The sequence below is a fragment of the Bradyrhizobium japonicum USDA 6 genome (assembly GCF_000284375.1).
GTDB lineage: Bacteria > Pseudomonadota > Alphaproteobacteria > Rhizobiales > Xanthobacteraceae > Bradyrhizobium > Bradyrhizobium japonicum.
The window spans coordinates 6,853,934-6,876,594 of sequence record NC_017249.1; the positions used below are offsets into that span (position 1 = coordinate 6,853,934).

A 22,661-nucleotide genomic window follows, 5' to 3' on the forward strand; every position below is an offset into this window, starting at 1 on the left:
AGGGTTTCCCCATCGCCCGCATGGTTTCGAATTGGTGGACAAGCGGCGCCGGCGGAATCACAGGCTCCGGCGTCAATCGAAAATTTACGACGTGGCGGTTCGGGAAGATTCTTGCGTAGATTTTCCGCGAATTAAGCGGAAGGCAATCACTTGCGATTTATCGAGAGTTGCTAGGTCCGACGCCTCGCGGGCATCGCCGCGGCGGGATCTAACATACAGGTCGATAAGATGCGCTTTCTGCTCCGCATCACATTCTGGCTCGGGCTGGTGCTGGTGCTCCTGCCGCGGGACAAGACGCCCGAATCGGAGAAGCTGCCGCAGATCGGCGCCGCCGATGCGGTGCAGGCTGCGACCGCGGCCGTCTCCGACGTGACCCAGTTCTGCAAGCGCCAGCCGGCGGCCTGCGAGGTCGGCGGACAGGCCGCGACCATCATCGGCCAGCGCGCACAGGACGGCGCGAAGAAGATCTACCAGATCATCAACGACAAGAAAGAGCAGCTCGAGAAGACCGACAAGAAGGCGCCCGATCATACCGGCTCGATCGCGATGGCCGGCGAAGGCGATGCCGCCTCAAGCGAGGCGCCGCGCGACACCCTGAGCCAGGACGACCTCGCGCTGGAATGGCGGGGGCCTGTGGCGGCGCAGGCGAATTAGCGCCCAAACCCTATCGATTTTGCGTCCTCGCATCCTTATATTGGCCTGAACGGGAACATTGGGCCAGCATGACGACGATCGACGAAATCAGGGATAATTTCGAGCTTCTGGACGAGTGGGACGACCGCTACCGGTACGTGATCGAGCTCGGCCGCACCCTGGAACCGATGCCCGCGTCCGAGCATTCGGCCGAGAACAAGGTGAATGGCTGCGTCAGCCAGGTCTGGCTCCAGAAGCTGGTCGATCGCGATGGCGGCGCCCCGATCCTGAAATATCGCGGCGACAGCGACGCCCACATCGTGCGCGGGCTGGTCGCGATCGTGCTCTCGCTTTACTCCGGCCGCACGCCGCAGCAGATCCTTGCGACCGACGCGATCGCGGTGTTCGACGAGTTCGGCTTTCGCGATCATCTGACGCCGCAGCGTTCCAACGGCCTGCGCTCGATGGTCGAGCGCATCAAGACCGACGCGAAAGAGGCGCTCGCGGAAGCCACCTGAAGCGGTTATTTCCGCTTTCGCTGCTGCTGCCCCAGTCCCATCTGCTTGGCCAGTTGCGAGCGCGCCACCGCGTAGTTCGGCGCGACCATGGGATAGTCGGCCGGCAGGCCCCATTTCTCGCGATATTGCTCCGGCGTCATGTTGTACTGGGTGCGCAGATGGCGCTTCAGCGACTTGAAGCGCTTGCCGTCTTCCAGACAGACCAGATAGTCCGGCGCGATCGACTTCTTCAGCGACACCGCCGGCTTGGCCGGCTCGAGCGGCGCCGTCTCGGCGCGGCCTGACGAGACGCGCACCAGGGCGCCATGCACCTGGCTGATCAGGTTCGGAATCTCGGCCGCCGGCGTCGGGTTGTTGCCGACATAGGCGGACACGATGCTCGCCGTCAGCTCGATGAAATTCTTAGCCCCGTTGTCCGACATGGGCCCGACCTCTCCCTGACCTTGCGTCTCACCGGATTGACGACGCCTAAGTATTCCGTGTCAACAATACATTCGGCCGAAATAAGACGACTGACGAATATGAGCTGATTACTGACGAAGTGACAAGAACGATGGCGCTCTACTTGGATGCGGCGGTCTCACGACCGCTGGTCGAGATGGGCACGCAGTTCGTCGATCGAGGCAAAGCGCATCATGCCTTCCGGCATCTGCGCTTCGATCGAGCCGTCGGAATAGAGCGAATAGGCCATGCCGTCGACGATACCCGATTTGAGCACGGTCACGGGCGCCTGCTCGACCGCCGGTTCGGGTGGAGGCGGCGGCGGGCCGGGCTCGGCAAAGGGCGACGGCGAGCGCGGTGGCGGGCGACGCCCGGCAGCCGGCGGTTCCGGTGGCCGCATACGGTCCGGCCTCGGCCAGGCATCGTCGAAGCTCGCCGGCTGGCTCTCCGGGGCGGCCGGTTCCGTGGGCTCGTCATGAGGCCGCGGCGGCAAGCTCTCTGTCGCCTTCGCCTCCGCGCGCTCGCGCTCCTTGCGGGAGGACGATGCGAACAACAGGTTGCGGCGGCGCGGCGCTTCCGGAGCCGCGGGCGGTGCCGGGGCTTCCGGCTCCGGCGGCGGCTCGGCGCGCGGACGCTCGCGCGCGGCGGCCTCGCTCTGCCACGGCGGCGGACCCGCAGCCAGGGGCGGCGGCGGCTCGGTTTTCGTCGCAGGTGCCGGGAACGGCTCGGCGCCAGGCACCGCGAGGCCCGGCAGCACGGGCCTGACCCGAACCTCGCCAGGCGCGGCCGATCCGGCCAGCCGGCGGGCGATGCCCTTCAGTTCCACGACCACGACGTGGAGGCCGGCCAGTAACATTCCGGAGCAGACGCCAATGGTGCCGGCGATTATGAGGGTGCTGCCGAGGCTGAACTCCCTGACGGTGAAGCCGAACAGGATCGTAAGGAGGCCCGCCAGGACGGCGAAAATCCCCACAATCAACAATGCCAAGCTCATCGAACTCACCCCTGGTCGCGCAGCCATGCGCGACACCCGATACGGCACGATACCGTCATACGGTGTTCCACGCCAACGGCGAATTAGAGCCTGCGTTCCTAAAGGGAAGGATATCAGGGACTTATTCACATTCCCTTCAGCTACCGCCCGCTACTTCTAAGCTGCTCTCAAGCCTCCGGATTTGCTGCGTCGCATCAGGATTTTAGCCATAATGCCCAATTACTTGGTAATGGAACTGCGCTATAGGGATTCCGGGGAAGTGGCCCGCGGGCACCAGCAGGGCCAAGAGGGGATTCCGGGTCACCAATAGCCATGACATCCATCACGACTTTGGCGATCGACACGCCTCTGCGGCGCTCGGTTGAACGGACTTGCGACGATCTCGCCATGCTGGTGCTGGCTGCGGTCGCCGTCATTGCAGGCTTGACCTTCCGCGACTACGGACTCGGCTGGGACGATTACACCCACGCTGAATATGCCGACCTGCTGCTGCGCATGTTCGGTTCCGGCTTCAGGGACACCGCGGCGCTCTCCTTCGCGAATCTCTACATGTATGGCGGCGGCTTCGACATGGTCGCGGCTCTCCTGCACAAGGTCATTCCGCTCGAGCTGTTCGAGACGCGACGCCTGCTCGGCGCCATGGTCGGCGTGGTCGGGCTTGCGGTGACGTGGCGGCTCGGCCGCCGCATCGCCGGGCCCCTTGCCGGTCTTGCCGCACTCCTGCTGCTCGCGCTTTGCCCGATCTTCTACGGCCACATGTTCATGAACCCGAAGGATGCGCCCTTCGCGGTGGCCATGATCATCCTGATGCTCGGCCTCGTCCGCCTCGCCGAGGAATATCCGCAGCCGTCGCCGCGCACGATCCTGATCGTCGGCCTGGGTGCCGGCCTCTCGCTCGGCTGCCGCGTCCTCGGCGGCCTCGCGCTGGTCTACGCCATGGTCGGCTTCATGCCGTTGTTCCTGGAGGAAACGCGCACCGAAGGCGCCCGCGAAGCAGCCCGCCGCTTCGCCCATGTCGTCTACGTGCTGCTGCCCGGCCTCGTGTTCGGCTATCTCGTAATGGGCCTGATCTGGCCGTGGTCGATCATGGAGCCTGGCAATCCCTTCGAGGCCCTGACCTATTTCTCGCACTTCTTCGAGAAGCCCTGGAAGGAGATGTTCGACGGCGCGATCGTGTCCGTGCCCGACATGCCCTGGTCCTATCTCCCGACGCTGTTCGCGCTGCAGCTTCCCGAGGTGATGCTGGTGCTGATGGGCGGCGCCGTGGTCAGCACCTTCGCGATGCTGCCGCGCCGCGAGGTTCCGGCGCGCCGCAAGACCATCCTCTTGATGCTGACGCTGGCGGCGACCCTGCCGCTCGCGATCGCGATGGTGAAGCGCCCGGCGCTATACAACGGCATCCGCCACTTCGTCTTCGTGATCCCGCCGATGGCGGTGCTCGGCGGCGTCGCCTTTGCCTGGGCCATGGAGCGCCTGCGCACCAACCACCGCACCTGGCAGCCGGTCGTGCTCGCGACCTTCTGCTTCGGCCTCGCGCTCTCGCTGGCCGAGATGATCCGGCTGCATCCCTATCAATACACGCACTTCAACCACATCGCCGGCACCGTGCGCGGCGCCGACGACCGCTTCATGCTGGACTATTGGGGCCTTGCGCTGAAGCAGGCCTCGGACGAACTGCGCGAGCAGATCGTCGAGCGGCAGGAAGTGGCGCCGGGCAACCGCAAATGGAAGGTCGCGGTGTGCGGTCCGCAGCGCCCGGCCCAGGTCGCGCTCGGACCCGACTTCACCATCGGCTGGGATTCCAACGCGGCCGATTTCGCAATGACGCTCGGCGAGTTCTACTGCAAGGGCCTCACCGCGCCTGTGTTGGTCGAGATCAAGCGCGACGACGTGGTGTTCGCCCGCGTCTACGACATCCGCGGCCGCAGCATTTCCAGCCTGCTGTCGATCCCGGCGCCGTAATAGTCTTCTCCGGGCCCTTTCATTTCGCTTCGCTCCATGCGGGCTACGCGTGGCTGCCGCGATTTGACCGCCTTGCCGCCGGCCTCACCCGCGACTACGCTCCTTCCCCGCAACAACGATGTTCGGAGAGATAAGCCATGTCGCCAGCGGAAGCGCGCTTGAAGGAAGTACCGTCGAACATGACGGAGGCGGAGTGGCAGCAACGGGTCAATCTCGCCGCCTGCTACCGCCTCGTCTCGCTGTACGGCTGGGACGATCTGGTCGACACCCACATTTCAGCGCGCGTGCCCGGCCCCGACCATCATTTCCTCATCAACCCCTATGGACTGATGTTCGACGAGATCACGGCATCGAGCCTCGTCAAGGTCGACCTGCACGGCAACCAGCTCTCCGAGAGCGAGTACAGCATCAACCCGGCCGGCTTCACCATCCATTCGGCGATCCACGAGGTGCGCGAGGACGCGATCTGCGTGCTGCATCTCCACACGCTCGACGGCACCGCGGTGTCGAGCAGCGCGGAAGGGCTGTTGCCGCTGAACCAGACCGCCCAGCTCGTCACCCACGACCTCGCCTATCACGACTATGAGGGCATCGCGCTCGACCACGACGAGCGGCCGCGGTTGCAGAAGGACCTCGGCGACCACAACCACATGCTGCTGCGAAACCACGGCACGCTGACGGTCGGCCGGTCGGTCGCCTCCGCGTTCGAGCGCATGTACCATCTCGAGCGCGCCTGCTCGATGCAGGTGCGCACGCGCGCGTTGGGCACGCCGGTCTATCCGGTCGAGGAGATTGCGATCGAGAAGAACACCGAGCTGCTCGCCAACCGCGACCGCGCCGAGCTCCGCGCCACCAACCTGGTCTGGCCGCCGCTGCTGCGCAAGCTCGACCGCGAGCTTCCGGGTTACCGGTCTTGAGATTTTCGGGGTTTCGTGTAGGGTAGCGTTCAACGAACCTCTACGCCTTTTGGAATGAAACGCCGCCCAATTCCGGGCGGCGTTTTTGTTTGCGCCGTCATTGCGAGGAGCGAAGCGACGAAGCAATCCAGACTATTTCCGCGGAGGGATTCTGGATTGCTTCGCTCCGTTCGCAATGACGAGGAGAGTTCGTAGGGTGGATCGGCCAGCGGACTGCGCTTCGCGCAGCCGCGGGCTAGTCTACCCTACCGCACCGCGCCTATTTCACCTCCGCGAGCGCCGCGAGGATCCGCGCCCAGGAGCGGATGCCCTTCTGGAAACTGCGGAGGTCGTACTTCTCGTTCGGCGAATGGATGTTGTCGTCGTCCAATCCGAAGCCGACCAGCAGCGAGTCGAGCCCAAGCGTCCGCTTGAAATCGGCGACGATCGGGATCGAGGCGCCCGAGCCCATCAGCACGGTCTCCTTGCCCCATTCCTCGGTCAGCGCCTTGCTGGCGGCTGCGAGCGGTTTCATGTTCCAGTCGAGCGCCACCGCGGGCGCGGCTGAATGGTCGCCGAACTCGACCTTGCAGTCACCGGGAAGCCGCGCCATCACGTAGTCGCGAAACGCCTTGCGGATCTTCTGGGGGTCCTGCCCCTCGACGAGGCGGAACGAGACCTTCGCCGAGGCATGCGACGGGATCACCGTCTTGGAGCCTTCGCCGATATAGCCGCCCCAGATGCCGTTGACGTCGCAGGTCGGACGCGAGGAGGCCTGCTCGATCAGCAGCCGGCCCTTTTCGCCGGCGGGGATCGACAGACCGATCGGCTTGAGGAACATCTCCGGCGTGAGGTTGAGCTTCTTCCACTGCTCCAGGATATCGGGCGGCAGATCCTTCACGCCGTCATAGAAGCCGGGGATGGTGATGCGGTTGTCGTCGTCGAACAGGCCGCCCAGGATTTTCGTCAGCACCCGGATCGGATTCATCGCGCTGCCGCCGAACACGCCGGAATGCAAATCGCGATTGGCGGCGGTGATCTTCAGCTCTTCATAGAGCAGGCCGCGCAGCGACGTCGTGATCGCGGGAGTGTTGCGGTCCCACATGCCGGTGTCGCAGACCAGCACGTAGTCCGCTTTGAATTCGTCCTTGTTGGCCTCGATGAACGGCACGAAATTCTTGGAGCCGACCTCCTCCTCGCCTTCGATCAGGAAGGTGATGTCGATCGGCAGCGAGCCCGTCACTTTCTTCCAGGCGCGACAGGCCTCGATGAAGGTCAAGACCTGGCCCTTGTCGTCCTCGGCACCGCGCGCGACGATGATCTTGCGGCCGTCGGCGTGGTCGGTGACGACGGGCTCGAACGGCGGGCGGTGCCAGAGATCGAGCGGATCGACCGGCTGCACGTCGTAATGGCCGTAGAAAATCACATGCGGCCGTCCGCCCGCCCCGGTCTTGCCGACGATGGCGGGATGGCCGGCGGTCGGGCGCACTTCAGTGGCGACACCGAGGCTCGCGATGTCCTTGGCGAGATGCTCGGCCGCGGCCTTGCAGTCGGCGGCAAAAGCCGGATCCGCGGAGATCGACTTGATCCGCAACAGCGAGAACAGACGCTCCAGGCTGTTGTCGAAATCCTTGTCGATGTGATCGAGCACCGATTGAAGCTGCGCATTGGCCATGGTCGTATTCCTGACTTTTGAATCTCAAGAGATACCGGGTTTTAGCGCTGCCGCCGCCTCGGAGCCAGCCGCAACCGGCGGATGCCGGATGTGCCATGCGAGCGCACCGGCAAGAATGGCGGTCGCGACAAGGTTATTGCCCCAGGCCTGGATGACATTGGGAAACCATGGCAGCGACAGCAGCATGAGGATGCCGGCGGCGCCCAGCGCGAGCCAGGTTCCCAGCCGCACATTCGGTCGCGCGTCGAAGGCGGCGCGATGCATCAGCACCGTCATCGGGAAGAACAGCCACATGAAGTAGTATTGCCGCGCCAGCGGCGATGCCACCGTCATCAGGCAGAACAGGATGCCGAGCTCCTCCGCATCCGAGCGCGCCGTTCGCCGCGCTTGCGGCGGCATCACCGCGAGGAAGCCGAGCCCGAGCAACGCCGACAACGCCAGCACGATCAAGTTCGCCGTCTTGTAGTCGACGTCGATGACATTCATCGTGCGCGGCGGCTTGTTGGGATCTTCCTGATTGTAGTTGATCGGCCGGACCAGACGGTGCGTGACGGCAATGAGCGACTGGTTGACCCACGACCAGTTCTGCTCATCGCGCTGGCCAAAGCCCTTTTCCGAGCTCGTGCCGACCATGCCCTGGTACCAGGTCTTGAGCTCGGCCGCGTTGCGCTCGAAGCCGCGGATCGGCGCCGGCACGACATAAAGAAGGATGCCGGTGAAGGCGACCGTCGCGACGGTGGCTGCCCACTTCCGCCGCCAGACCAGATAAGGCAGCACCGCGATCGGAAACACCTTGATGGCGGTAGCGAGCGCGAACAGGAAGCCCGCGAGCCAGGACCGTTGACGCTGCAACAACCAGAAGCCCCACAGCATCATCGCCAGCAGCATGAGGTTCGGCTGGCCGAGGTCGAACATGTCGAACACGAAGGTCACGGTGACGATGGCCGGCAGCGCTTCCAGCCATGGGCCCGGCTTGCGGCCCGACCCCGTCATGGCATTGGAGAATACGCCCGTGTACCACCATGCCGCCATGTTCAGGATCGACAGCACGGTGTAGAGCGCGAGCTTGCCGAACCAACTCGGGATCGCGAGCAGGATCGCGGGCAGCGGCGGATAGATGAACTCGAAATACTCGCCGATCTTGTCGGGATAAAGCGACCCGCCGTTGAGGACCTGCTGTCCGGCCCAGTACCACAGCCCATAATCCTTGGTCTTGCCGTGGCCGAAGATCTCGGGAACGAGCACGTCGGCAGTCAAGAGGACGCAGCAGAACAGGAAGAGCAGATCGAGCGGCGCACGCAGCGACAAGGCTCTGTGCGGGCCGAGTTTGTCTGATAGATTCGGTGATGTCACATTATGTCCCGTCGGCAACAAATAGCACGTAGCAGACCGACGGACGCTTGGAGAACCCCCTTCACCTGAAATTATGGTGTTCGGCCTCGCCCGGCGTGCGGGGTAATCGCATCCAAATACTCGCGAGATCTCGTCATGCCCGGGCTTTTCCCGCCTGCGCGGCCGAAGCCGCTTCTGCAAGGCGAAGGTCCGGGCATCCACGTTCTTCAAGCTGCAACCAAGGCGTGGATGGCCGGGACAAGGCCCGGCCATGACGCAGTGGGGCTCTAGTGCCTCAAACCTGGCTTCTCTGCCTACCGACGCAGCAGCCCACCGAGCGCGCCGCGCACCAGGGTGCGGCCGATCGAGCCACCGAGCTGGCCGGCGACCGACTTGCCGAGATTGGCCGCCATCCCTCCGATCACCTGGTTGGTGACCGATCGCGTCACGTCGCGCGCGATCACCTGGCCCGCCGACAGGCGGCCGCGCTTGACATTGGTGCCGAAGATGGTGCCGACCATCGAGCCGATCTGGCCGAGGATGCCGCCGCCACCTCCGTCGGCCGCGCCGGCGTCGGCAGTCGCAGCCGTGCCGGCGATCCGCTTCTGGATCATCTCGTAGGCGGATTCGGCATCGACAGCGGTGTCGTATTTACCCTTCACCGGGCTCGCATCCATGATCGCCTTGCGCTCTTCCGGCGTGATCGATCCGATGCGGGCCGATGGCGGCCGGATCATGACACGCTCGACCATCGTCGGCGTGCCGTTGCCTTCGAGGAAGGACACCAGCGCCTCGCCCTTGCCGAGCTCCATGATCACCTTGGCGGTGTCGAGCTTCGGGTTGGGCCGGAAGGTCTGGGCCGCGGCGGCGACAGCCTTCTGGTCGCGCGGGGTGAACGCACGCAGCGCATGCTGGACACGGTTGCCCAATTGCCCGAGCACGCGGTCGGGCACGTCGACGGGGTTTTGCGTCACGAAATAGACGCCGACGCCCTTGGATCGGATCAAACGCACGACCTGCTCGATCTTGTCCATCAACGCCTTCGGCGCGTCGTTGAACAACAGATGGGCCTCGTCGAAGAAGAACACCAGCTTCGGCTTCGGCAGATCGCCGGCCTCGGGCAGCTCCTCGAACAATTCTGACAGCATCCACAGCAGGAATGTCGCGTAAAGCCGCGGACTCTGCAGCAGCTTGTCGGCGACAAGGATGTTGACCATGCCGCGGCCGTCGCGGTCGGTCTTCATGAAGTCCTTCAGGGTCAGCGCCGGCTCACCGAAGAATTTGGTGCCGCCCTGGTTCTCCAGCACCAGAAGCTGGCGCTGGATGGTGCCGACGGTGGCCTTGGTGACGTTGCCAAAACCCTGGGCCTCCTTCTTGATGTCGGCAAGCGGGCTTTCCTCGGCGTCCGCCCCCTTCTTGCCGGCATCCGGCACGATGGCATCGAGCAGCGCGCGCAGATCCTTCATGTCGATGAGGGTCAACCCGTTGTCGTCGGCGACGCGGAAGGCGACGTTGAGCACGCCTTCCTGCACATCGTTCAGGTCGAGCATGCGCGCGAGCAGAAGCGGCCCCATCTCCGTGACGGTCGCCCGCACCGGATGGCCCTGTTCGCCGAACACGTCCCAGAACACCGTCGAGAACTGGTCGGGTTGAAACGTCAGGCCCATCTCGGTGGCACGCTTGACGATGAAATCCTTGGCCTCGCCAACCTCGGAGATGCCGGAGAGGTCCCCCTTGATGTCGGCCGCGAAGACCGGAACGCCGGCGCGCGCAAATCCTTCCGCCATGACTTGCAGCGATACCGTCTTACCGGTTCCGGTAGCACCCGTGACGAGACCGTGGCGATTGGCGAGCGCGAGCGTCAGCCATGCCTGCTCGTCTCCCTTGCCGACGAAAATCTTGTCGTCGGTGTCGCCGAGCTTGCTGTCCTGTGCGGTCATGCTTCTCTCTGATCTCTCTGCCGTGTTTCGCGTATTGAAACTCGAATGCGCCTGTTCCGTAGTTTAACGCATGTCGCGTGCGGATTAAAACGGTTCAACGCGCCCTGAGCATGCGACATTGTCGGAAACTTACCGGCGACATCAGCCGAAAGTAGGAATGACGCGTTCGCACCGCGGCAATTTTTTGCAAGAATCCACCTCCGCTCTTGCATCGCTGCAACACTTTTTGCGCCTTTGAGGGTGAATCGGAACGTTGCGTGCGTTCATCGCTTGTATTTCACATCGTGCCGGATCAAGATCATTCCGGAAGCAATACTCCGGCATATAAACCGGTTGAGGGGCGGGCCTTATGGACGAGCTGATCGGGCGGCTGGCGTCGAACGCCAGCATAGATAGTGCTGTGGCTGAAAAGACCGTCGGCATTATCCTGGGCTTCCTCCGCAGCGAAGGTCCTTCCGAGAACGTCGAAGCGCTGATCGATCGGATTCCCGGTGCGGAAGCGGCGATCGAGGCGTCCAGGAGCGGCGGCGGACTGTCGCGGCTGATGGGCGGCGGCCTGATGGCCGTCGGCACGCGCCTGATGGGCCTGGGACTTGGCATGTCCGAGATTCAAAGCGTTGCCCGTGAACTTTTCCGCTACGGCCGAGACAAAATCGGAGCTGATCAGATGGGTAAGATCATCGCGGGGACGCCGGGCCTCAGCCAGTTCGCCTGAGCGACGCTTTTCGTATCGAGCATCATGACATATCCGATCTCCGAGATTGAGGGTCTGCCGGCCTTTGCCGCCAACAAGTTGAAGGCGCATGGAATCCGCACGACCGACGCGCTGCTCGAGGCGGCCTCGACCGTGAAGGGCCGCAAGGCGCTCGCCGCCAAGACCGGCATCAGCGAGCAGCAGCTGCTGGAATGGGCCAACGTCTCCGACTACATGCGCATTCCCGGGATGGGCCGGGCCAAGGTCGGCCTCGTCCGCGCCGCCGGCGTCACCACCGTGCGCGAGCTCGCCTATCGGAATCCGGCACGGCTCGCCCAGAGCATGCGGGAAGCCAACGAGAAGAAGAAGCTCGTCCGCGTCCTGCCCTCGGAAAAATCAGTCGGCGACATCATCGCCAAGGCGAAGAAGCTGCCGCCGAAGATTACGTATTAGGGCATCTCCCTCGGCATACGACCTGCCGCGTTAGCTCTCGGTGTCATCCCCGCGAAGGCGGGGTATTCAGTACGCCGTGGCTCCTCCGTATCACCGCACGCCTCGGAATACTGGATTTCCCGCTTTCGCGGGCAATGACAGCGGAGGCGATCGATGCTCCGCGAACACATCGACATTCGCTCCCAATCCCACCTTGAATCCCCCCTCCCCGACCGCTAAAGCGGGCCGCATGAATGCCTCGCCCTCCCCATCCGTCCCGCCGGCCGGCTCGGCCGGGCCCGACGTGCTGCGGACGCTGCTGGAGCGGCCGATTCCGGCAGTGATGGGCGTGCTCAACGTCACCCCGGATTCCTTTTCCGATGGTGGTGAGTTCATCGCGCCCGAGCTGGCGCTTGCGCGGGCGCGGGCAATGATCGAGGCCGGCGTCGACATCATCGACATCGGTGCCGAGTCCACCCGGCCCTACACGGGCGCCCGGCCGGTGACGGCGGCAGACGAGCTGGCCCGGCTGAAGCCGGTGCTGTCAGGCGTGGTGGCGCTCGGCGTCCCCGTATCGATCGACAGCATGAAGGCCGAAGTCGTGGCCTTTGCGCTCGACCAGGGTGCTGCGATCGCCAACGACGTCTGGGGCCTGCAGCGCGACACCGGCATGGCGCAGCTCATCGCCGCGCGCGGCGTCCCCGTCATCGTCATGCATAACCGCGAGACGGTCGATTCCGACATCGACATCGTCGCGGACATGAAGGCGTTCTTCCTGCGCTCGCTCGATATCGCCGCCAAGGCCGGCATCGCGCACGACAAGATCGTGCTCGATCCCGGCATCGGCTTCGGCAAGACGGCCGAGCAGAGCATGACCGCGCTGGCGCGGCTGCGCGAATTCGACATGTTCGGCCTGCCGATCCTCGTTGGTGCCTCGCGAAAACGCTTCATCGCCTCGGTGTCGCCCTCGGAGCCGAAAGAACGGCTCGCCGGCTCGATCGCCGCGCATCTGATCGCCGCACAGCGCGGCGCCAAGATCATCCGGACCCATGACGTCGCCGAGACCTTGCAGGCCCTGCGGGTCGCGAACGCAATCGAGAGCAAGCAATGACCGATACGATCTTCGTCACCGGCCTGTCGATCCACGCCCGCCACGGCGTGATGGATCATGAGACCGAAGTCGGCCAGCGCTTCGTCATCGATCTCGAGCTCTATACCGATTTGTCGGAGCCGTCGCGCAGCGACCGGCTCGCCGACACCGTGTCCTACGCCGAAGTCGTGGCGACCACGACGGCGGCGTTCAAGAATACAAATTACAAGCTGCTGGAGCGGGCGGCCGGCGCGGTCGCCGATGCCATCCTGTCGCACTTCCCGCGCATCCGCGCCGTGAAGATCACCGTGCACAAGCCGCATGCTCCGATCGCCGCGATCTTCGACGACGTCGGCATCATGCTGACGCGCTCGCGGCATCCGTGACATGGCAAGCGTCCTCATTGCACTCGGCGGCAATGTCGGCGATGTCCGCGCGACGTTCCGGAAGGCGATCTCGCACATCTGCGGCATGGCGCAAGCCGCGCTGATCGCGCGCTCCTCGGACTATGCGACGCCGCCCTGGGGCGACGAGGACCAGGATCCCTTCATCAATGCCTGCGTCGAGATCGAGACCAGCCTCGATCCGCATGCGCTCCTGTTCGTGATGCAGAAGGTCGAGCAGAAATTCGGCCGCACACGGAACAAGGAGCGGCAATGGGGCCCGCGCACGCTCGATCTCGACCTGATCGCCTATGACGATGTCAGCTTGCAGAAGCCCGACCTGACCTTGCCGCATCCGCGCCTGTTCGAGCGCGCCTTCGTGCTGGTGCCGCTGGCTGAAATCGCGCCCGACCGCGTCATCTCAGGCATTCGTGTGCGTGACGGGCTTGCCAGCGTCTCGACGCAAGGTATTGAGCGGCTTCCGGATACCGGTTAACCAAAAACAACCGTTTGCAGCGACGGCCGGCCGTGGCAATTTCGCCTGCGAACGACAAGATTTTTGGGAGCCCTTCGCCGCATGACCTCCGTGACTGACGACCTGCCGCTGGCGGCGGATTTCCCCAAGGCAACCGTCGACGACTGGCGCAAGCTGGTCGACGGCGTGCTGAAGGGCGCGCCGTTCGAGAAGCTGGTCGGCAAGACTTATGACGGCCTCAAGATCGACCCGCTTTATCCGCGCGCCAAGGGCGTTGCGCCCGTGGTTGGACGGCCCGCCGCCGCGCCGTGGCAGATCATGCAGCGGATCGACCATCCCGATGCGGTGGCCGCGAATGCGCAGGCGCTGACCGATCTCGAGAACGGCGCGACGGGTCTCGCGCTGGTGTTCGCCGGCGGCAGTGGCGCTCACGGGTTCGGGCTGGAACCTTCGGCCGATGCGGTCGCCAAGGTCTTCAAGGATGTTCATCTCGATGCCGGCATCGGCATCGAGCTCCAGATCGGTCCGCAATCGCGGATGGCGGCGATCCATGTCGCGGAATATGTGAAGAGCAACGGCCTCGATCCCGCCGCCTGCAACATCCGCTTCGGGCTCGATCCGCTTGCGGCGGGCGCGGTGTGGGGTCACAGCCCCTACACATGGGACGAGATCGTTCCGGCCGTCACCGGCGCCATCAAGGGTCTCGCCGCGCTCGGCTTCAAGGGACCGTTCGCGTCCGCCGACGGGCGCGTGATCCACGATGCCGGCGGCTCCGAGGTGCAGGAGCTCGCGTTCGTGCTCGCCTGCGGCGTCGCCTATCTGCGCGCGATCGAGGGCGCCGGCGTTCCGCTGGAGCAGGCGCGGGAAATGATCTATGCGCGGCTCGCCGCGGATGCCGACCAGTTCATGACCATGGCAAAATTCCGCGCACTGCGGCTGCTGTGGGCGCGCATCGAGACGGCGTGCGGGCTGACTCCGAAGCCGTTGTTCATCGCCGCCGATACCGCCTGGCGCATGCTGACGCAACGCGATCCCTACGTGAACATGCTGCGCGCGACCATCGCGACATTCGCGGCCGGGCTCGCCGGCGCCAACGCGATCACCGTGCTGCCGCATACGCTGGCGCTCGGCCTCCCTGATCCATTCGCGCGGCGCGTGGCGCGCAATACGCAAGCCCTGCTGCTGGAGGAAAGCAACCTCGCCAAGGTCAGCGATCCCGCTGCCGGCGCGGGTGGCATCGAGACATTGACCGCGCAGCTTTGCGAGGCGGCCTGGGGGCTGTTCCAGGAAAGCGAGAAAGCCGGCGGCGCCTTCGCCGCGCTTCAGCAAGGCCTGTTCCAGGGCAAGGTCGCGGCCGCGCGAAAGGCGCGCGACGCCAACATCGCCAAGCGGCGCGACGTGCTGACTGGCGCCAGCGAGTTTCCCAACCTGCATGAGAGCGAGACCGCGGTGCTGAAGGCAACGCCGGTCGCGCTCGCGCCTTATGGCGAGCAGAAGTACAAGTTCGACGCAATGCCGCCGATCCGGCTGGCGGAACCGTTCGAGGCGTTGCGCGACAAATCCGATGCAGCGCTGAAGGCCCGCGGTGCGCGGCCAAAGGTGTTTCTGGCCAATCTCGGCACGCCCGCCGATTTCACGGCGCGGGCGACCTTTGCCAAGAGCCTGTTCGAGGCCGGCGGCATCCAGGCGGTCGACAGCGAGGGCTTTGCCGATCCGGCCAAATTGGCCGCCGCATTCAAGGCCTCCGGCGCCGAGCTTGCCTGTCTTTGTTCCAGCGACAAGGTCTATCCGGAACACGCCGACGCCGCGGCGAAGGCCCTGCAAACGGCCGGCGCGCGACATATCTATCTGGCAGGCCGCCCGACCGAGGCCGAGGCGGCACTCCGTGCGGCCGGCGTCACGGGTTTTGTCTTCGCCGGAGGCGATGCGCTTGCGACACTGCAAGACGCCTACCGACGGATGGAGCAGGCATGAGCGAAGCGGGCAAACCAGTTTTCACCGGCGGCTGCCAATGCGGCGCGGTGCGCTTTGCGGTTTCGGCGACCCCCAACAGGGTTTCGATCTGCCATTGCCGGATGTGCCAGAAGGCGAGCGGTGCGCCGTTCGCGTCCTTTGCCGACATCAACCGGACGGACTTCGCCTGGACCAAGGGGCGGCCGTCGTTCTTCCGCTCCTCCTCGATCGCCGATCGCGGCTATTGCGCCGCCTGCGGCACGCCGCTGAGCTTTGGCCGCATCGACGGCGACCGGATCGAGATCATGACCGGCGCCTTCGACCGGCCCGACCAGATCATACCGGCGCGACAGTTCGGCACCGAGTCCCGTCTCGGCTGGGTGGTCGGCATCGCCAATTTGCCGAGCCAGACCACGCAACAGAATTACGGACCGGAGAAGATGGCGACCATCGTCAGCCATCAGCATCCGGATCATGATTGATATGCTAGGATTGGATGATGCTCGGTTTCCTGGCGGAATTTCTGGTCTGGGTGATCGTGTGGTCCATCGAGCATTTCTTCACCAATCCAACGCGCTTGGCCGAAAAGAAACTTCGAAGACTGGTCGAGCGAAACCGCAGGTTTGAGGACTCCAAGGAATGACCCGCATTCCCAATTTCGCCGATGTCGCCTTCGAGCGCGCCGCCACTGCCGCCCCGACCGGCAGCGCCGAGCCGTGGCTGACGCCCGAGGGCATTCTGGTGAAGCCCGCCTATGGCGAGGCCGATCTCGCCGGGCTCGATTTCCTCGAGACCTATCCGGGCATCGCGCCGTACCTGCGCGGTCCCTACCCGACCATGTATGTCAACCAGCCCTGGACCGTCCGGCAATATGCCGGCTTCTCCACGGCGGAGGATTCCAACGCGTTCTACCGCCGCAACCTGGCGGCCGGACAGAAGGGTCTCTCGGTCGCCTTCGACCTCGCCACCCATCGCGGCTATGACTCTGATCATCCGCGCGTCGGCGGCGACGTCGGCATGGCCGGCGTTGCGATCGATTCCATCTACGACATGCGCACGCTGTTCGCAGGCATTCCGCTCGACCAGATGAGCGTGTCGATGACCATGAACGGCGCGGTGCTGCCGATCCTCGCGCTCTATGTCGCGGCCGCGGGCGAACAGGGCGTGGCACCGGAAAAGCTCTCGGGCACCATTCAGAACGACATCCTGAAAGAGTTCATGGTGCGCAACACCTACATCTATCCGCCCGCGCCCTCGATGCGGATCATCTCCGACATCTTCGCCTACACCTCCACGAAGATGCCGAAATACAATTCGATCTCGATCTCCGGCTATCACATGCAGGAGGCCGGGGCGACGCAGGACCTCGAGCTCGCCTACACGCTCGCCGACGGCGTCGAATATCTGCGTGCCGGTCTTGCCGCGGGCCTGGATGTCGACCGCTTCGCGCCGCGCCTGTCGTTCTTCTGGGCGATCGGCATGAACTTCTTCATGGAAGTCGCCAAGATGCGCGCCGCGCGCCTGCTCTGGGCGAAGCTGCTGAAGCCGTTCAACCCGAAAGACCCACGCTCGCTCTCGCTGCGCACGCATTGCCAGACCTCGGGCTGGTCCCTGACCGCGCAGGACGTCTTCAACAACGTGATGCGCACGACGGTGGAGGCGATGGCGGCCACCCAAGGCCACACCCAGTCGCTGCACACCAACGCGCTCGACGAGGCCTTGGCGTTGCCGACCGACTTCTCGGCCCGCATCGCCCGCAACACCCAGCTCTTCCTGCAGCAGGAGAGCGGCACCACCCGCATCATCGATCCCTGGGGCGGCTCGTACTATGTCGAGCGGCTCACGCGCGACCTCGCGGCCAAGGCGTGGAGCCATATCCAGGAGGTCGAGGAGCTTGGCGGCATGGCCAAGGCGATCGAGGCCGGCGTGCCAAAACTGCGCATCGAGGAGGCCTCGGCCAAGACGCAAGCCCGGATCGATGCCGGCAAGCAGGCGGTGATCGGCGTCAACAAGTACAAGCCGACGGATGAGGCTCCCATCGACATTCTCAAGGTCGACAACACCAATGTCCGCCGCCTCCAGATCGACAAACTGACGCGGCTTAAATCCGAGCGCAACCAGACCGACGTCGACGCGGCGCTTGCCGCGCTGACGCGCTCGGCCGGCGAAGGCAACGGCAATCTGCTCGCGCTCGCGATCGACGCGGCACGGGCGAAAGCCACCGTCGGCGAAATCTCGGACGCGATGGAAAAGGTGTTCGGCCGGCATCGTGCCGAGATCAAGTCCATCACCGGCGTCTACAAGCGGGAGGCGTCCAGCATGGGCAACAAGGTCGAGAAGGTTCAGGCGCTGATCGACGCCTTCGAGGAGGCGGAAGGCCGCCGGCCGCGCATCCTGGTCGCCAAGATCGGCCAGGACGGCCACGACCGCGGCCAGAAGGTGATTGCCTCGGCCTTCGCCGACATCGGCTTCGACGTCGACATCGGGCCGCTGTTTGCAACTGCCGACGAAGCGGCGCGGCAGGCGGTCGAGAACGACGTCCACATTCTCGGCGTCTCCTCGCTCGCCGCCGCCCATCTCACCGCAGTGCCTGAACTCAAGGCCGCGCTGAAGAAACAGGGCCGCGACGACATCATGATCATCATCGGCGGCGTGGTGCCACCGCAGGATTACGACGCGCTCTATGCGGCCGGTGCCGAAGCCATCTTCCCGCCGGGCACGGTGATCGCGGAAGCCGCCGAGGAACTGATCCGCAAGCTGAATGCCCGGCTCGGGCATAGCGAGGCGGCCGAGTAGATGATAGACTGGCCCGGTAACCGGCCAGGTTGTGTCCATGACACGTGACGAGATCGTCGCTGCGATACGCGAGAACGCCGATGCCATCAAAGGCAAGGGCGTGTCAAAGCTTGCCATATTGGGTTTGCGCGCCAATGAGGATTACCGTCCGGACAATGACATCGACGTCCTTGTCGAGGTCGAACCGGAGACATCTTTCTCGCTGCTCAACCTGATCGATGTCGAGCAGATCATCGAGGATGCGACTGGCTTGCAGACGCAGGCGACCGTCCGGCACTCCATTTCGCCTCGCTTTGTGGAGAGCATTGCGGGCGACATTCTCGAAGTATTCTGACGCTCACGCAGGAGCACTCCCCTTGAAGTTCATGACCGGTTTGAGCGTCGCCTTGGCGCTTGGCGCAACGTGCGTGTTCTCCGCCCTCGCCGCCGATCCAAAACCCGACGCCGTCGTCAAGACTAAGAGCATCGACGCGCGCATCTTCCTCGACGACAGGATCAAGGCTGATGCGGCGCTCGCGGCGGATTGCCTCACTGAGGGCAGGAAGTGGCTCGACAAGAACGCGGCCGAGGCCGCCGCCGCGCGCAAGGAAGATCCGCAGTTCTTCAAGGATGGCGGCTGGGATTTCGAACGCAAATATGCGATCCGCTCCGTGGTCGGCGATCGCTATGTCAGCGTCTTGCGCAACGACTACATGGACACCCATGGCGCCCCTCCCAACTCGGACGTGAACACGATCCTGTGGGACAAGAGCGAGAGCAAGCGCATCTCGATCCGCCCGTTCTTCACCGAAACCGCCGACAACGGGGCGACCATGAAGGCGATGGTGAAAGCCGTGATCGCTTCGCTGAGAGCCGAGAAGAAGAAGCGCGACACCAGCGAGACCGCGACCGACGAGTGGTTCAAGAGCGTCGAGCCGAGCCTGCTCAAGATCGGCGCGGTGACGCTCGCGCCGTCAACCGAAGCGGGCAAGAGTTCCGGGCTCACCTTCCACTATCCGCCTTACGCGGTCGGCCCCTACGCCGAGGGCGAATATGTCGCCTTCGTGCCGTGGGAAACGCTCAAGACCTATCTCACGGCGGAAGGTATGCGCATCTTCGGCGGCGCGCGGCCGAAGGGCGACGCTGAGGAGCCGCAGTGATGATGTTTTGGGCAGCGACACGTTGCTCACAGTGCCGTGGTAGCGCTACCTTGCAGCGGCGCCGCAAAGCCGACTAGAATGCCTTCATTGACAAGAGCGCCCGGTGTCACGGGCGCCGCTGGGAGGCATTGATGTCCAAGATCACGCGCCGCACTTTTGCGGCCTCTTCCGCCGCGATTGCCGCATCCGCCGCATTCGGTCTCACACCCGCCCGCGCGCAGGCGTATCCGGCCCGGCCGGTCACCGTGATCGTGCCCTGGGGCGCCGGTGGCGGCACCGACGCGACTGCGCGCATTGTCGCAGCCCTGCTGGAAAAGGATCTCGGCCAGCCCTTCAACGTCGTCAATCGCACCGGCGGTTCAGGCGTGGTCGGCCATAGCGCGATCGCGACCGCGCAGCCGGACGGCTACACGATCGGGATGCTCACCGTCGAAATCTCGATGATGCACTGGCAGGGCCTCACCGAGCTGACGCCGAAGAGCTACACGCCGCTGGCGCTGATGAACGAGGACCCGCCCGGCATCCAGGTCTCCTCCTCCTCGCCCTACAAGACCGTCAAGGAGCTCGCCGAAGCCATCAAGGCGGCGCCTCCCGGCAAGTTCAAGGCGTCGGGCACCGGCCAGGGCGGCATCTGGCATCTCGCGCTGGTCGGCTGGATGCAGGCGATGGGCCTGCCCGCCAACCAGGTCGCCTGGGTGCCGTCGAATGGCGCCGCGCCCGCGATGCAGGATCTTGCCGCCGGCGGCCTCGACCTCACGACGTGCTCGGTGCCGGAGGCGCGCGCCATCATCGAGGCGGGCAAGGCGAAGAGCCTTGCCATCATGGCGCCGGCGCGCAACCCGATCTTCAAGGACGTGCCGACGCTGAAGGAGGCGATGGGAATCGACTACGCGACCGGCGCCTGGCGCGGCATCGGCGCACCGAAGAACCTGCCGCCGGAGATCGCAACGAAGCTCACCGCGGCGCTGAAGAAGGTCTACGACTCCGCCGAGTTCAAGGACTTCATGAGCAATCGCGGCTTCGGCACCGTTTGGGGCGATGCCGGCCAGTTCGCGAGCTTCATGGACAAGGGCGACGCCCAGATGGGCGAGGCGATGAAGGCCGCCGGCCTGAGCAAGGCGTGACGTTTCACCTCTCCCCGCGCTTGTCCGCCGAAGCTTCAGCGAAGGTGGATGCGGGGGAGAGGGAACGCACCTCCCGGAATTCTGACAGGACCACTCCCATGCGTCTTCCCGACTCCGTCACGGGATCGTTTCTCGTCGTGCTCGGCGCGGCGGCTGCCTATGGCGGCTGGATCCTGCCGCCGGTGCCGGGGCAGCCGGTCGGCCCCAACGTATTTCCGCTCGTGATCGGCATCGGGCTCGCGCTGTGCGGGCTCGCGATCGTGTTCGGCATCGGCCATTCCTTCGAGGAGGAGGAAGAGCTGGTCCCGCTCGAGGACGGCCAGGTGGCGGCTGCGCCGCCGCCGCCGGGCAAGCTCTACGGCCTGCGCGCCCTGCTGCCGCCGGCGCTGCTGCTGTTCTACGTCGCCGCCGCCGACCGACTCGGCTTCATCATCACCGCGGCGATCATGGTCTACGTCACCTCGACCGCGCTCGGGGCGAAGTGGAAGCTGGCGCTGCCGCTCGCGGCGCTGTCGCCGTTCGGCATCCACCTCATCTTCGGCAAGCTGCTGCGCGTGCCGCTCCCCGCCGGCCTGCTGCCGACGCCCTGGTGATCCCATGCTCAAGACCCTCATTGAAGCGTTCGCGCTGATCTCCACCTGGGAGGTCATCATCGCGATGTTCGCAGCCTCCGTGTACGGGCTCGTCATCGGCTCGCTGCCGGGCCTGTCGGCGACGATGGCGACCGCCCTGCTCGTTCCCGTCACCTTCTACCTCTCGCCGATCGCGGCGATCGCGACCATCGTCGCGGCCTCCTCGATGGCGATCTTCTCGGGCGACATCCCCGGCGCACTGCTGCGCATTCCCGGCACCCCCGCTTCGGCAGCCTATGCCGACGAGGCCTACGCCATGACGCGCAAGGGCCAGGCCGAGCTGGCGCTGGGGGCCGGCGTCTGGTTCTCCGCCGTCGGCGGTATCGCCGGCGTGCTGTCGCTGATGATCCTGGCTCCGCCGCTCGCCGAGATCGCGCTGTCGTTCTCGACCTTCGAATATTTCTGGCTGGCGCTGCTCGGCCTGATGTGCGCCACTTTGGTCGCGCGCTCCTCGCCGGTGAAGGCGATCGCGGGCATGTTCCTCGGCCTGCTGGTGTCCTGCATCGGAATCGAGAATCCCGGCGGCGTACCGCGCTTCACCTTCGGCATCACCGATTTGTTCGGTGGCATCGAGCCGATCCCGGCGCTGGTCGGCGTGTTCGCGGTGGCGCAGGTGATGCGCGCGATGCTGACGCCCGAACCGCCGCCGCTGCCGCGACGAAAATTCGGGAGCATCATGGCCGGCCAGTGGAAGCTGACCAAGAAGTATCACTGGCAGATGACGCGTGGAAACATCATCGGCATCATCATCGGCGTGCTGCCGGGCGCCGGCGCCGACATGGCCGCCTGGGTCTCCTATGCGATGTCCAAACGCTTCTCCAGGGAGCCGGAGAAATTCGGCACCGGCCATGTCGAGGGCCTGGTCGAGGCCGGCGCCAGCAACAATGCCAGCATCGCCTCGGGCTGGGTACCCTCGCTGCTGTTCGGCATTCCCGGCGACACCATCGCGGCGATCGCGATCGGCGTGCTCTACATGAAGGGCCTCAATCCGGGCCCGACGCTGTTCACCGAGAAGGCGTCGAGCATGTATGCGATCTATCTGATGTTCATCATCGCGAACATCCTGATGATCCCGCTCGGCATCGCCATGATCCGGATCGCCGCCTACATCCTGCTGGCACCGCGCTCCGCCATCATGCCGATCATCATGCTGTGCTGCGCGGTCGGCTCGTTCGCGATCGGCAACAACATGTTCGGCGTCGTCACCGTCGCCGCCTTCGGCGTGATCGGCTATGTCATGGAGGCCAATGGCTATCCGGTGGCCGCGATGGTGCTCGGCATCGTCATGGGCACCATGGTCGAGCAGGCCTTCGTCACCTCGCTGATCAAGTCGGACGGCAGCATCCTGCCGTTCTTCGAGCGGCCTGTCGCGGCGATCCTCGCCGCCATGGCAATCGGCGCGCTGCTCTGGCCGGTGATGGTGTGGGTCTGGCGCAAGCTGAAGCCGGTGCAGACGGCAGCGGCAAGATCCCGGTGATAGGGGGCGGGCAGCCCTCGCCTACCCCGCCGGGGCGGGTCCAGCCGGCTCCGCCATGCTGGGCCAGACGGTCGC

The 22,661-nt window shown here is 64.9% G+C and carries 23 protein-coding genes; 18 read left to right on the plus strand and 5 right to left on the minus strand.

From position 1 onward, the window contains the following. The first annotated feature begins 228 nt into the window (after positions 1-228). Both BJ6T_RS32205 and BJ6T_RS32210 read left to right on the plus strand, forming a co-directional pair. On the plus strand, positions 229-654 hold the full coding sequence (locus tag BJ6T_RS32205) for a DUF5330 domain-containing protein (RefSeq protein ID WP_014496751.1): 426 nt from the start codon (positions 229-231) through the stop codon (positions 652-654). 68 nt (positions 655-722) lie between these two features. Continuing rightward, entirely contained in the window at positions 723-1,151 is a 429-nt protein-coding gene (locus tag BJ6T_RS32210) for a SufE family protein (RefSeq protein ID WP_014496752.1), read from the plus strand. Positions 1,152-1,156: 5 nt separating this feature from the next. Here the strand turns inward: BJ6T_RS32210 and BJ6T_RS32215 are convergent, their stop codons facing one another. Both BJ6T_RS32215 and BJ6T_RS32220 read right to left on the minus strand, forming a co-directional pair. Next, positions 1,157-1,573: a Ros/MucR family transcriptional regulator gene (locus tag BJ6T_RS32215; RefSeq protein ID WP_014496753.1), complete on the minus strand. Its 417-nt coding sequence runs from the start codon at positions 1,571-1,573 to the stop codon at positions 1,157-1,159. Positions 1,574-1,731: 158 nt separating this feature from the next. Further along, a complete protein-coding gene (locus tag BJ6T_RS32220) occupies positions 1,732-2,586 on the minus strand; it encodes a hypothetical protein (protein ID WP_014496754.1) in 855 nt (284 codons plus the stop codon). A 312-nt stretch (positions 2,587-2,898) separates the two neighbouring features. Here BJ6T_RS32220 and BJ6T_RS32225 point away from each other — a divergent pair, with 312 nt between their 5' ends. After that, on the plus strand, positions 2,899-4,548 hold the full coding sequence (locus tag BJ6T_RS32225; protein WP_028169738.1) for a glycosyltransferase family 39 protein: 1,650 nt from the start codon (positions 2,899-2,901) through the stop codon (positions 4,546-4,548). A gap of 137 nt (positions 4,549-4,685) precedes the next feature. Next, on the plus strand, positions 4,686-5,465 hold the full coding sequence (locus tag BJ6T_RS32230; protein ID WP_028153549.1) for a class II aldolase/adducin family protein: 780 nt from the start codon (positions 4,686-4,688) through the stop codon (positions 5,463-5,465). A 259-nt stretch (positions 5,466-5,724) separates the two neighbouring features. Here BJ6T_RS32230 and BJ6T_RS32235 read toward each other — a convergent pair whose 3' ends face one another. The 3 genes from BJ6T_RS32235 to BJ6T_RS32245 all read right to left on the minus strand — a co-directional run bounded on the left by BJ6T_RS32235 (position 5,725) and on the right by BJ6T_RS32245 (position 10,391). Further along, on the minus strand, positions 5,725-7,119 hold the full coding sequence (locus BJ6T_RS32235; RefSeq protein ID WP_014496757.1) for a M20/M25/M40 family metallo-hydrolase: 1,395 nt from the start codon (positions 7,117-7,119) through the stop codon (positions 5,725-5,727). 24 nt (positions 7,120-7,143) lie between these two features. Then, complete coding sequence (locus BJ6T_RS32240; RefSeq protein ID WP_014496758.1) at positions 7,144-8,427, minus strand: glycosyltransferase family 87 protein; 1,284 nt, start codon at positions 8,425-8,427, stop codon at positions 7,144-7,146. Positions 8,428-8,765: 338 nt separating this feature from the next. Then, positions 8,766-10,391: a helicase HerA-like domain-containing protein gene (locus BJ6T_RS32245; protein WP_014496759.1), complete on the minus strand. Its 1,626-nt coding sequence runs from the start codon at positions 10,389-10,391 to the stop codon at positions 8,766-8,768. Positions 10,392-10,740: 349 nt separating this feature from the next. On the opposite strand from BJ6T_RS32245, the gene BJ6T_RS32250 reads away from it, so the two are divergent. The 14 genes from BJ6T_RS32250 to BJ6T_RS32310 all read left to right on the plus strand — a co-directional run bounded on the left by BJ6T_RS32250 (position 10,741) and on the right by BJ6T_RS32310 (position 22,586). Next, positions 10,741-11,106 carry a hypothetical protein gene (locus tag BJ6T_RS32250; RefSeq protein ID WP_014496760.1) on the plus strand — a complete coding sequence of 122 codons (366 nt, stop codon included), beginning with the start codon at positions 10,741-10,743 and terminating at the stop codon, positions 11,104-11,106. A 24-nt stretch (positions 11,107-11,130) separates the two neighbouring features. After that, the gene (locus BJ6T_RS32255; RefSeq protein ID WP_014496761.1) at positions 11,131-11,538 is read left to right on the plus strand and encodes a DUF4332 domain-containing protein; all 408 of its coding nucleotides are present in this window, start codon (positions 11,131-11,133) and stop codon (positions 11,536-11,538) included. A 229-nt stretch (positions 11,539-11,767) separates the two neighbouring features. After that, on the plus strand, positions 11,768-12,628 hold the full coding sequence (gene folP, locus BJ6T_RS32260; protein WP_014496762.1) for a dihydropteroate synthase: 861 nt from the start codon (positions 11,768-11,770) through the stop codon (positions 12,626-12,628). Continuing rightward, positions 12,625-12,993 (plus strand): dihydroneopterin aldolase, encoded by a 369-nt coding sequence (gene folB, locus BJ6T_RS32265; RefSeq protein ID WP_008553485.1) that lies wholly within the window; start codon positions 12,625-12,627, stop codon positions 12,991-12,993. Before folP ends, folB begins: the two co-directional genes overlap by 4 nt. Position 12,994: 1 nt before the next feature. Next, a complete protein-coding gene (folK, locus tag BJ6T_RS32270) occupies positions 12,995-13,486 on the plus strand; it encodes a 2-amino-4-hydroxy-6-hydroxymethyldihydropteridine diphosphokinase (RefSeq protein ID WP_014496763.1) in 492 nt (163 codons plus the stop codon). A gap of 81 nt (positions 13,487-13,567) precedes the next feature. Beyond that, on the plus strand, positions 13,568-15,439 hold the full coding sequence (locus BJ6T_RS32275) for a methylmalonyl-CoA mutase family protein (RefSeq protein ID WP_014496764.1): 1,872 nt from the start codon (positions 13,568-13,570) through the stop codon (positions 15,437-15,439). Continuing rightward, entirely contained in the window at positions 15,436-15,900 is a 465-nt protein-coding gene (locus BJ6T_RS32280) for a GFA family protein (protein ID WP_014496765.1), read from the plus strand. The genes BJ6T_RS32275 and BJ6T_RS32280 overlap by 4 nt, the downstream gene beginning before the upstream one ends. 17 nt (positions 15,901-15,917) lie before the next feature. Then, on the plus strand, positions 15,918-16,061 hold the full coding sequence (locus BJ6T_RS47580) for a hypothetical protein (protein ID WP_155256718.1): 144 nt from the start codon (positions 15,918-15,920) through the stop codon (positions 16,059-16,061). Then, complete coding sequence (gene scpA / locus BJ6T_RS32285; RefSeq protein WP_014496767.1) at positions 16,058-18,214, plus strand: methylmalonyl-CoA mutase; 2,157 nt, start codon at positions 16,058-16,060, stop codon at positions 18,212-18,214. Before BJ6T_RS47580 ends, scpA begins: the two co-directional genes overlap by 4 nt. 37 nt (positions 18,215-18,251) lie before the next feature. Next, positions 18,252-18,548 (plus strand): nucleotidyltransferase family protein, encoded by a 297-nt coding sequence (locus BJ6T_RS32290; protein ID WP_014496768.1) that lies wholly within the window; start codon positions 18,252-18,254, stop codon positions 18,546-18,548. A 31-nt stretch (positions 18,549-18,579) separates the two neighbouring features. Continuing rightward, complete coding sequence (locus BJ6T_RS32295) at positions 18,580-19,353, plus strand: RsiV family protein (RefSeq protein WP_039229556.1); 774 nt, start codon at positions 18,580-18,582, stop codon at positions 19,351-19,353. A 131-nt stretch (positions 19,354-19,484) separates the two neighbouring features. After that, positions 19,485-20,477: a tripartite tricarboxylate transporter substrate binding protein gene (locus BJ6T_RS32300; RefSeq protein WP_014496770.1), complete on the plus strand. Its 993-nt coding sequence runs from the start codon at positions 19,485-19,487 to the stop codon at positions 20,475-20,477. A gap of 98 nt (positions 20,478-20,575) precedes the next feature. Further along, positions 20,576-21,070 (plus strand): tripartite tricarboxylate transporter TctB family protein, encoded by a 495-nt coding sequence (locus BJ6T_RS32305; protein WP_014496771.1) that lies wholly within the window; start codon positions 20,576-20,578, stop codon positions 21,068-21,070. Positions 21,071-21,074: 4 nt separating this feature from the next. Continuing rightward, entirely contained in the window at positions 21,075-22,586 is a 1,512-nt protein-coding gene (locus BJ6T_RS32310; protein ID WP_014496772.1) for a tripartite tricarboxylate transporter permease, read from the plus strand. Positions 22,587-22,661 lie beyond the last annotated feature (75 nt).

Coding starts and splice junctions, on each gene's coding strand:
- BJ6T_RS32205 (WP_014496751.1), top strand. CDS start 229: ATGCGCTTTCTGCTCCGCATCACATTCTGGCTCGGGCTGGTGCTGGTG.
- BJ6T_RS32210 (WP_014496752.1), top strand. CDS start 723: ATGACGACGATCGACGAAATCAGGGATAATTTCGAGCTTCTGGACGAG.
- BJ6T_RS32215 (WP_014496753.1), bottom strand. CDS start 1,573: ATGTCGGACAACGGGGCTAAGAATTTCATCGAGCTGACGGCGAGCATC.
- BJ6T_RS32220 (WP_014496754.1), bottom strand. CDS start 2,586: ATGAGCTTGGCATTGTTGATTGTGGGGATTTTCGCCGTCCTGGCGGGC.
- BJ6T_RS32225 (WP_028169738.1), top strand. CDS start 2,899: ATGACATCCATCACGACTTTGGCGATCGACACGCCTCTGCGGCGCTCG.
- BJ6T_RS32230 (WP_028153549.1), top strand. CDS start 4,686: ATGTCGCCAGCGGAAGCGCGCTTGAAGGAAGTACCGTCGAACATGACG.
- BJ6T_RS32235 (WP_014496757.1), bottom strand. CDS start 7,119: ATGGCCAATGCGCAGCTTCAATCGGTGCTCGATCACATCGACAAGGAT.
- BJ6T_RS32245 (WP_014496759.1), bottom strand. CDS start 10,391: ATGACCGCACAGGACAGCAAGCTCGGCGACACCGACGACAAGATTTTC.
- BJ6T_RS32250 (WP_014496760.1), top strand. CDS start 10,741: ATGGACGAGCTGATCGGGCGGCTGGCGTCGAACGCCAGCATAGATAGT.
- BJ6T_RS32255 (WP_014496761.1), top strand. CDS start 11,131: ATGACATATCCGATCTCCGAGATTGAGGGTCTGCCGGCCTTTGCCGCC.
- folP (WP_014496762.1), top strand. CDS start 11,768: ATGAATGCCTCGCCCTCCCCATCCGTCCCGCCGGCCGGCTCGGCCGGG.
- folB (WP_008553485.1), top strand. CDS start 12,625: ATGACCGATACGATCTTCGTCACCGGCCTGTCGATCCACGCCCGCCAC.
- folK (WP_014496763.1), top strand. CDS start 12,995: ATGGCAAGCGTCCTCATTGCACTCGGCGGCAATGTCGGCGATGTCCGC.
- BJ6T_RS32275 (WP_014496764.1), top strand. CDS start 13,568: ATGACCTCCGTGACTGACGACCTGCCGCTGGCGGCGGATTTCCCCAAG.
- BJ6T_RS32280 (WP_014496765.1), top strand. CDS start 15,436: ATGAGCGAAGCGGGCAAACCAGTTTTCACCGGCGGCTGCCAATGCGGC.
- BJ6T_RS47580 (WP_155256718.1), top strand. CDS start 15,918: ATGCTCGGTTTCCTGGCGGAATTTCTGGTCTGGGTGATCGTGTGGTCC.
- scpA (WP_014496767.1), top strand. CDS start 16,058: ATGACCCGCATTCCCAATTTCGCCGATGTCGCCTTCGAGCGCGCCGCC.
- BJ6T_RS32290 (WP_014496768.1), top strand. CDS start 18,252: ATGACACGTGACGAGATCGTCGCTGCGATACGCGAGAACGCCGATGCC.
- BJ6T_RS32295 (WP_039229556.1), top strand. CDS start 18,580: ATGACCGGTTTGAGCGTCGCCTTGGCGCTTGGCGCAACGTGCGTGTTC.
- BJ6T_RS32300 (WP_014496770.1), top strand. CDS start 19,485: ATGTCCAAGATCACGCGCCGCACTTTTGCGGCCTCTTCCGCCGCGATT.
- BJ6T_RS32305 (WP_014496771.1), top strand. CDS start 20,576: ATGCGTCTTCCCGACTCCGTCACGGGATCGTTTCTCGTCGTGCTCGGC.
- BJ6T_RS32310 (WP_014496772.1), top strand. CDS start 21,075: ATGCTCAAGACCCTCATTGAAGCGTTCGCGCTGATCTCCACCTGGGAG.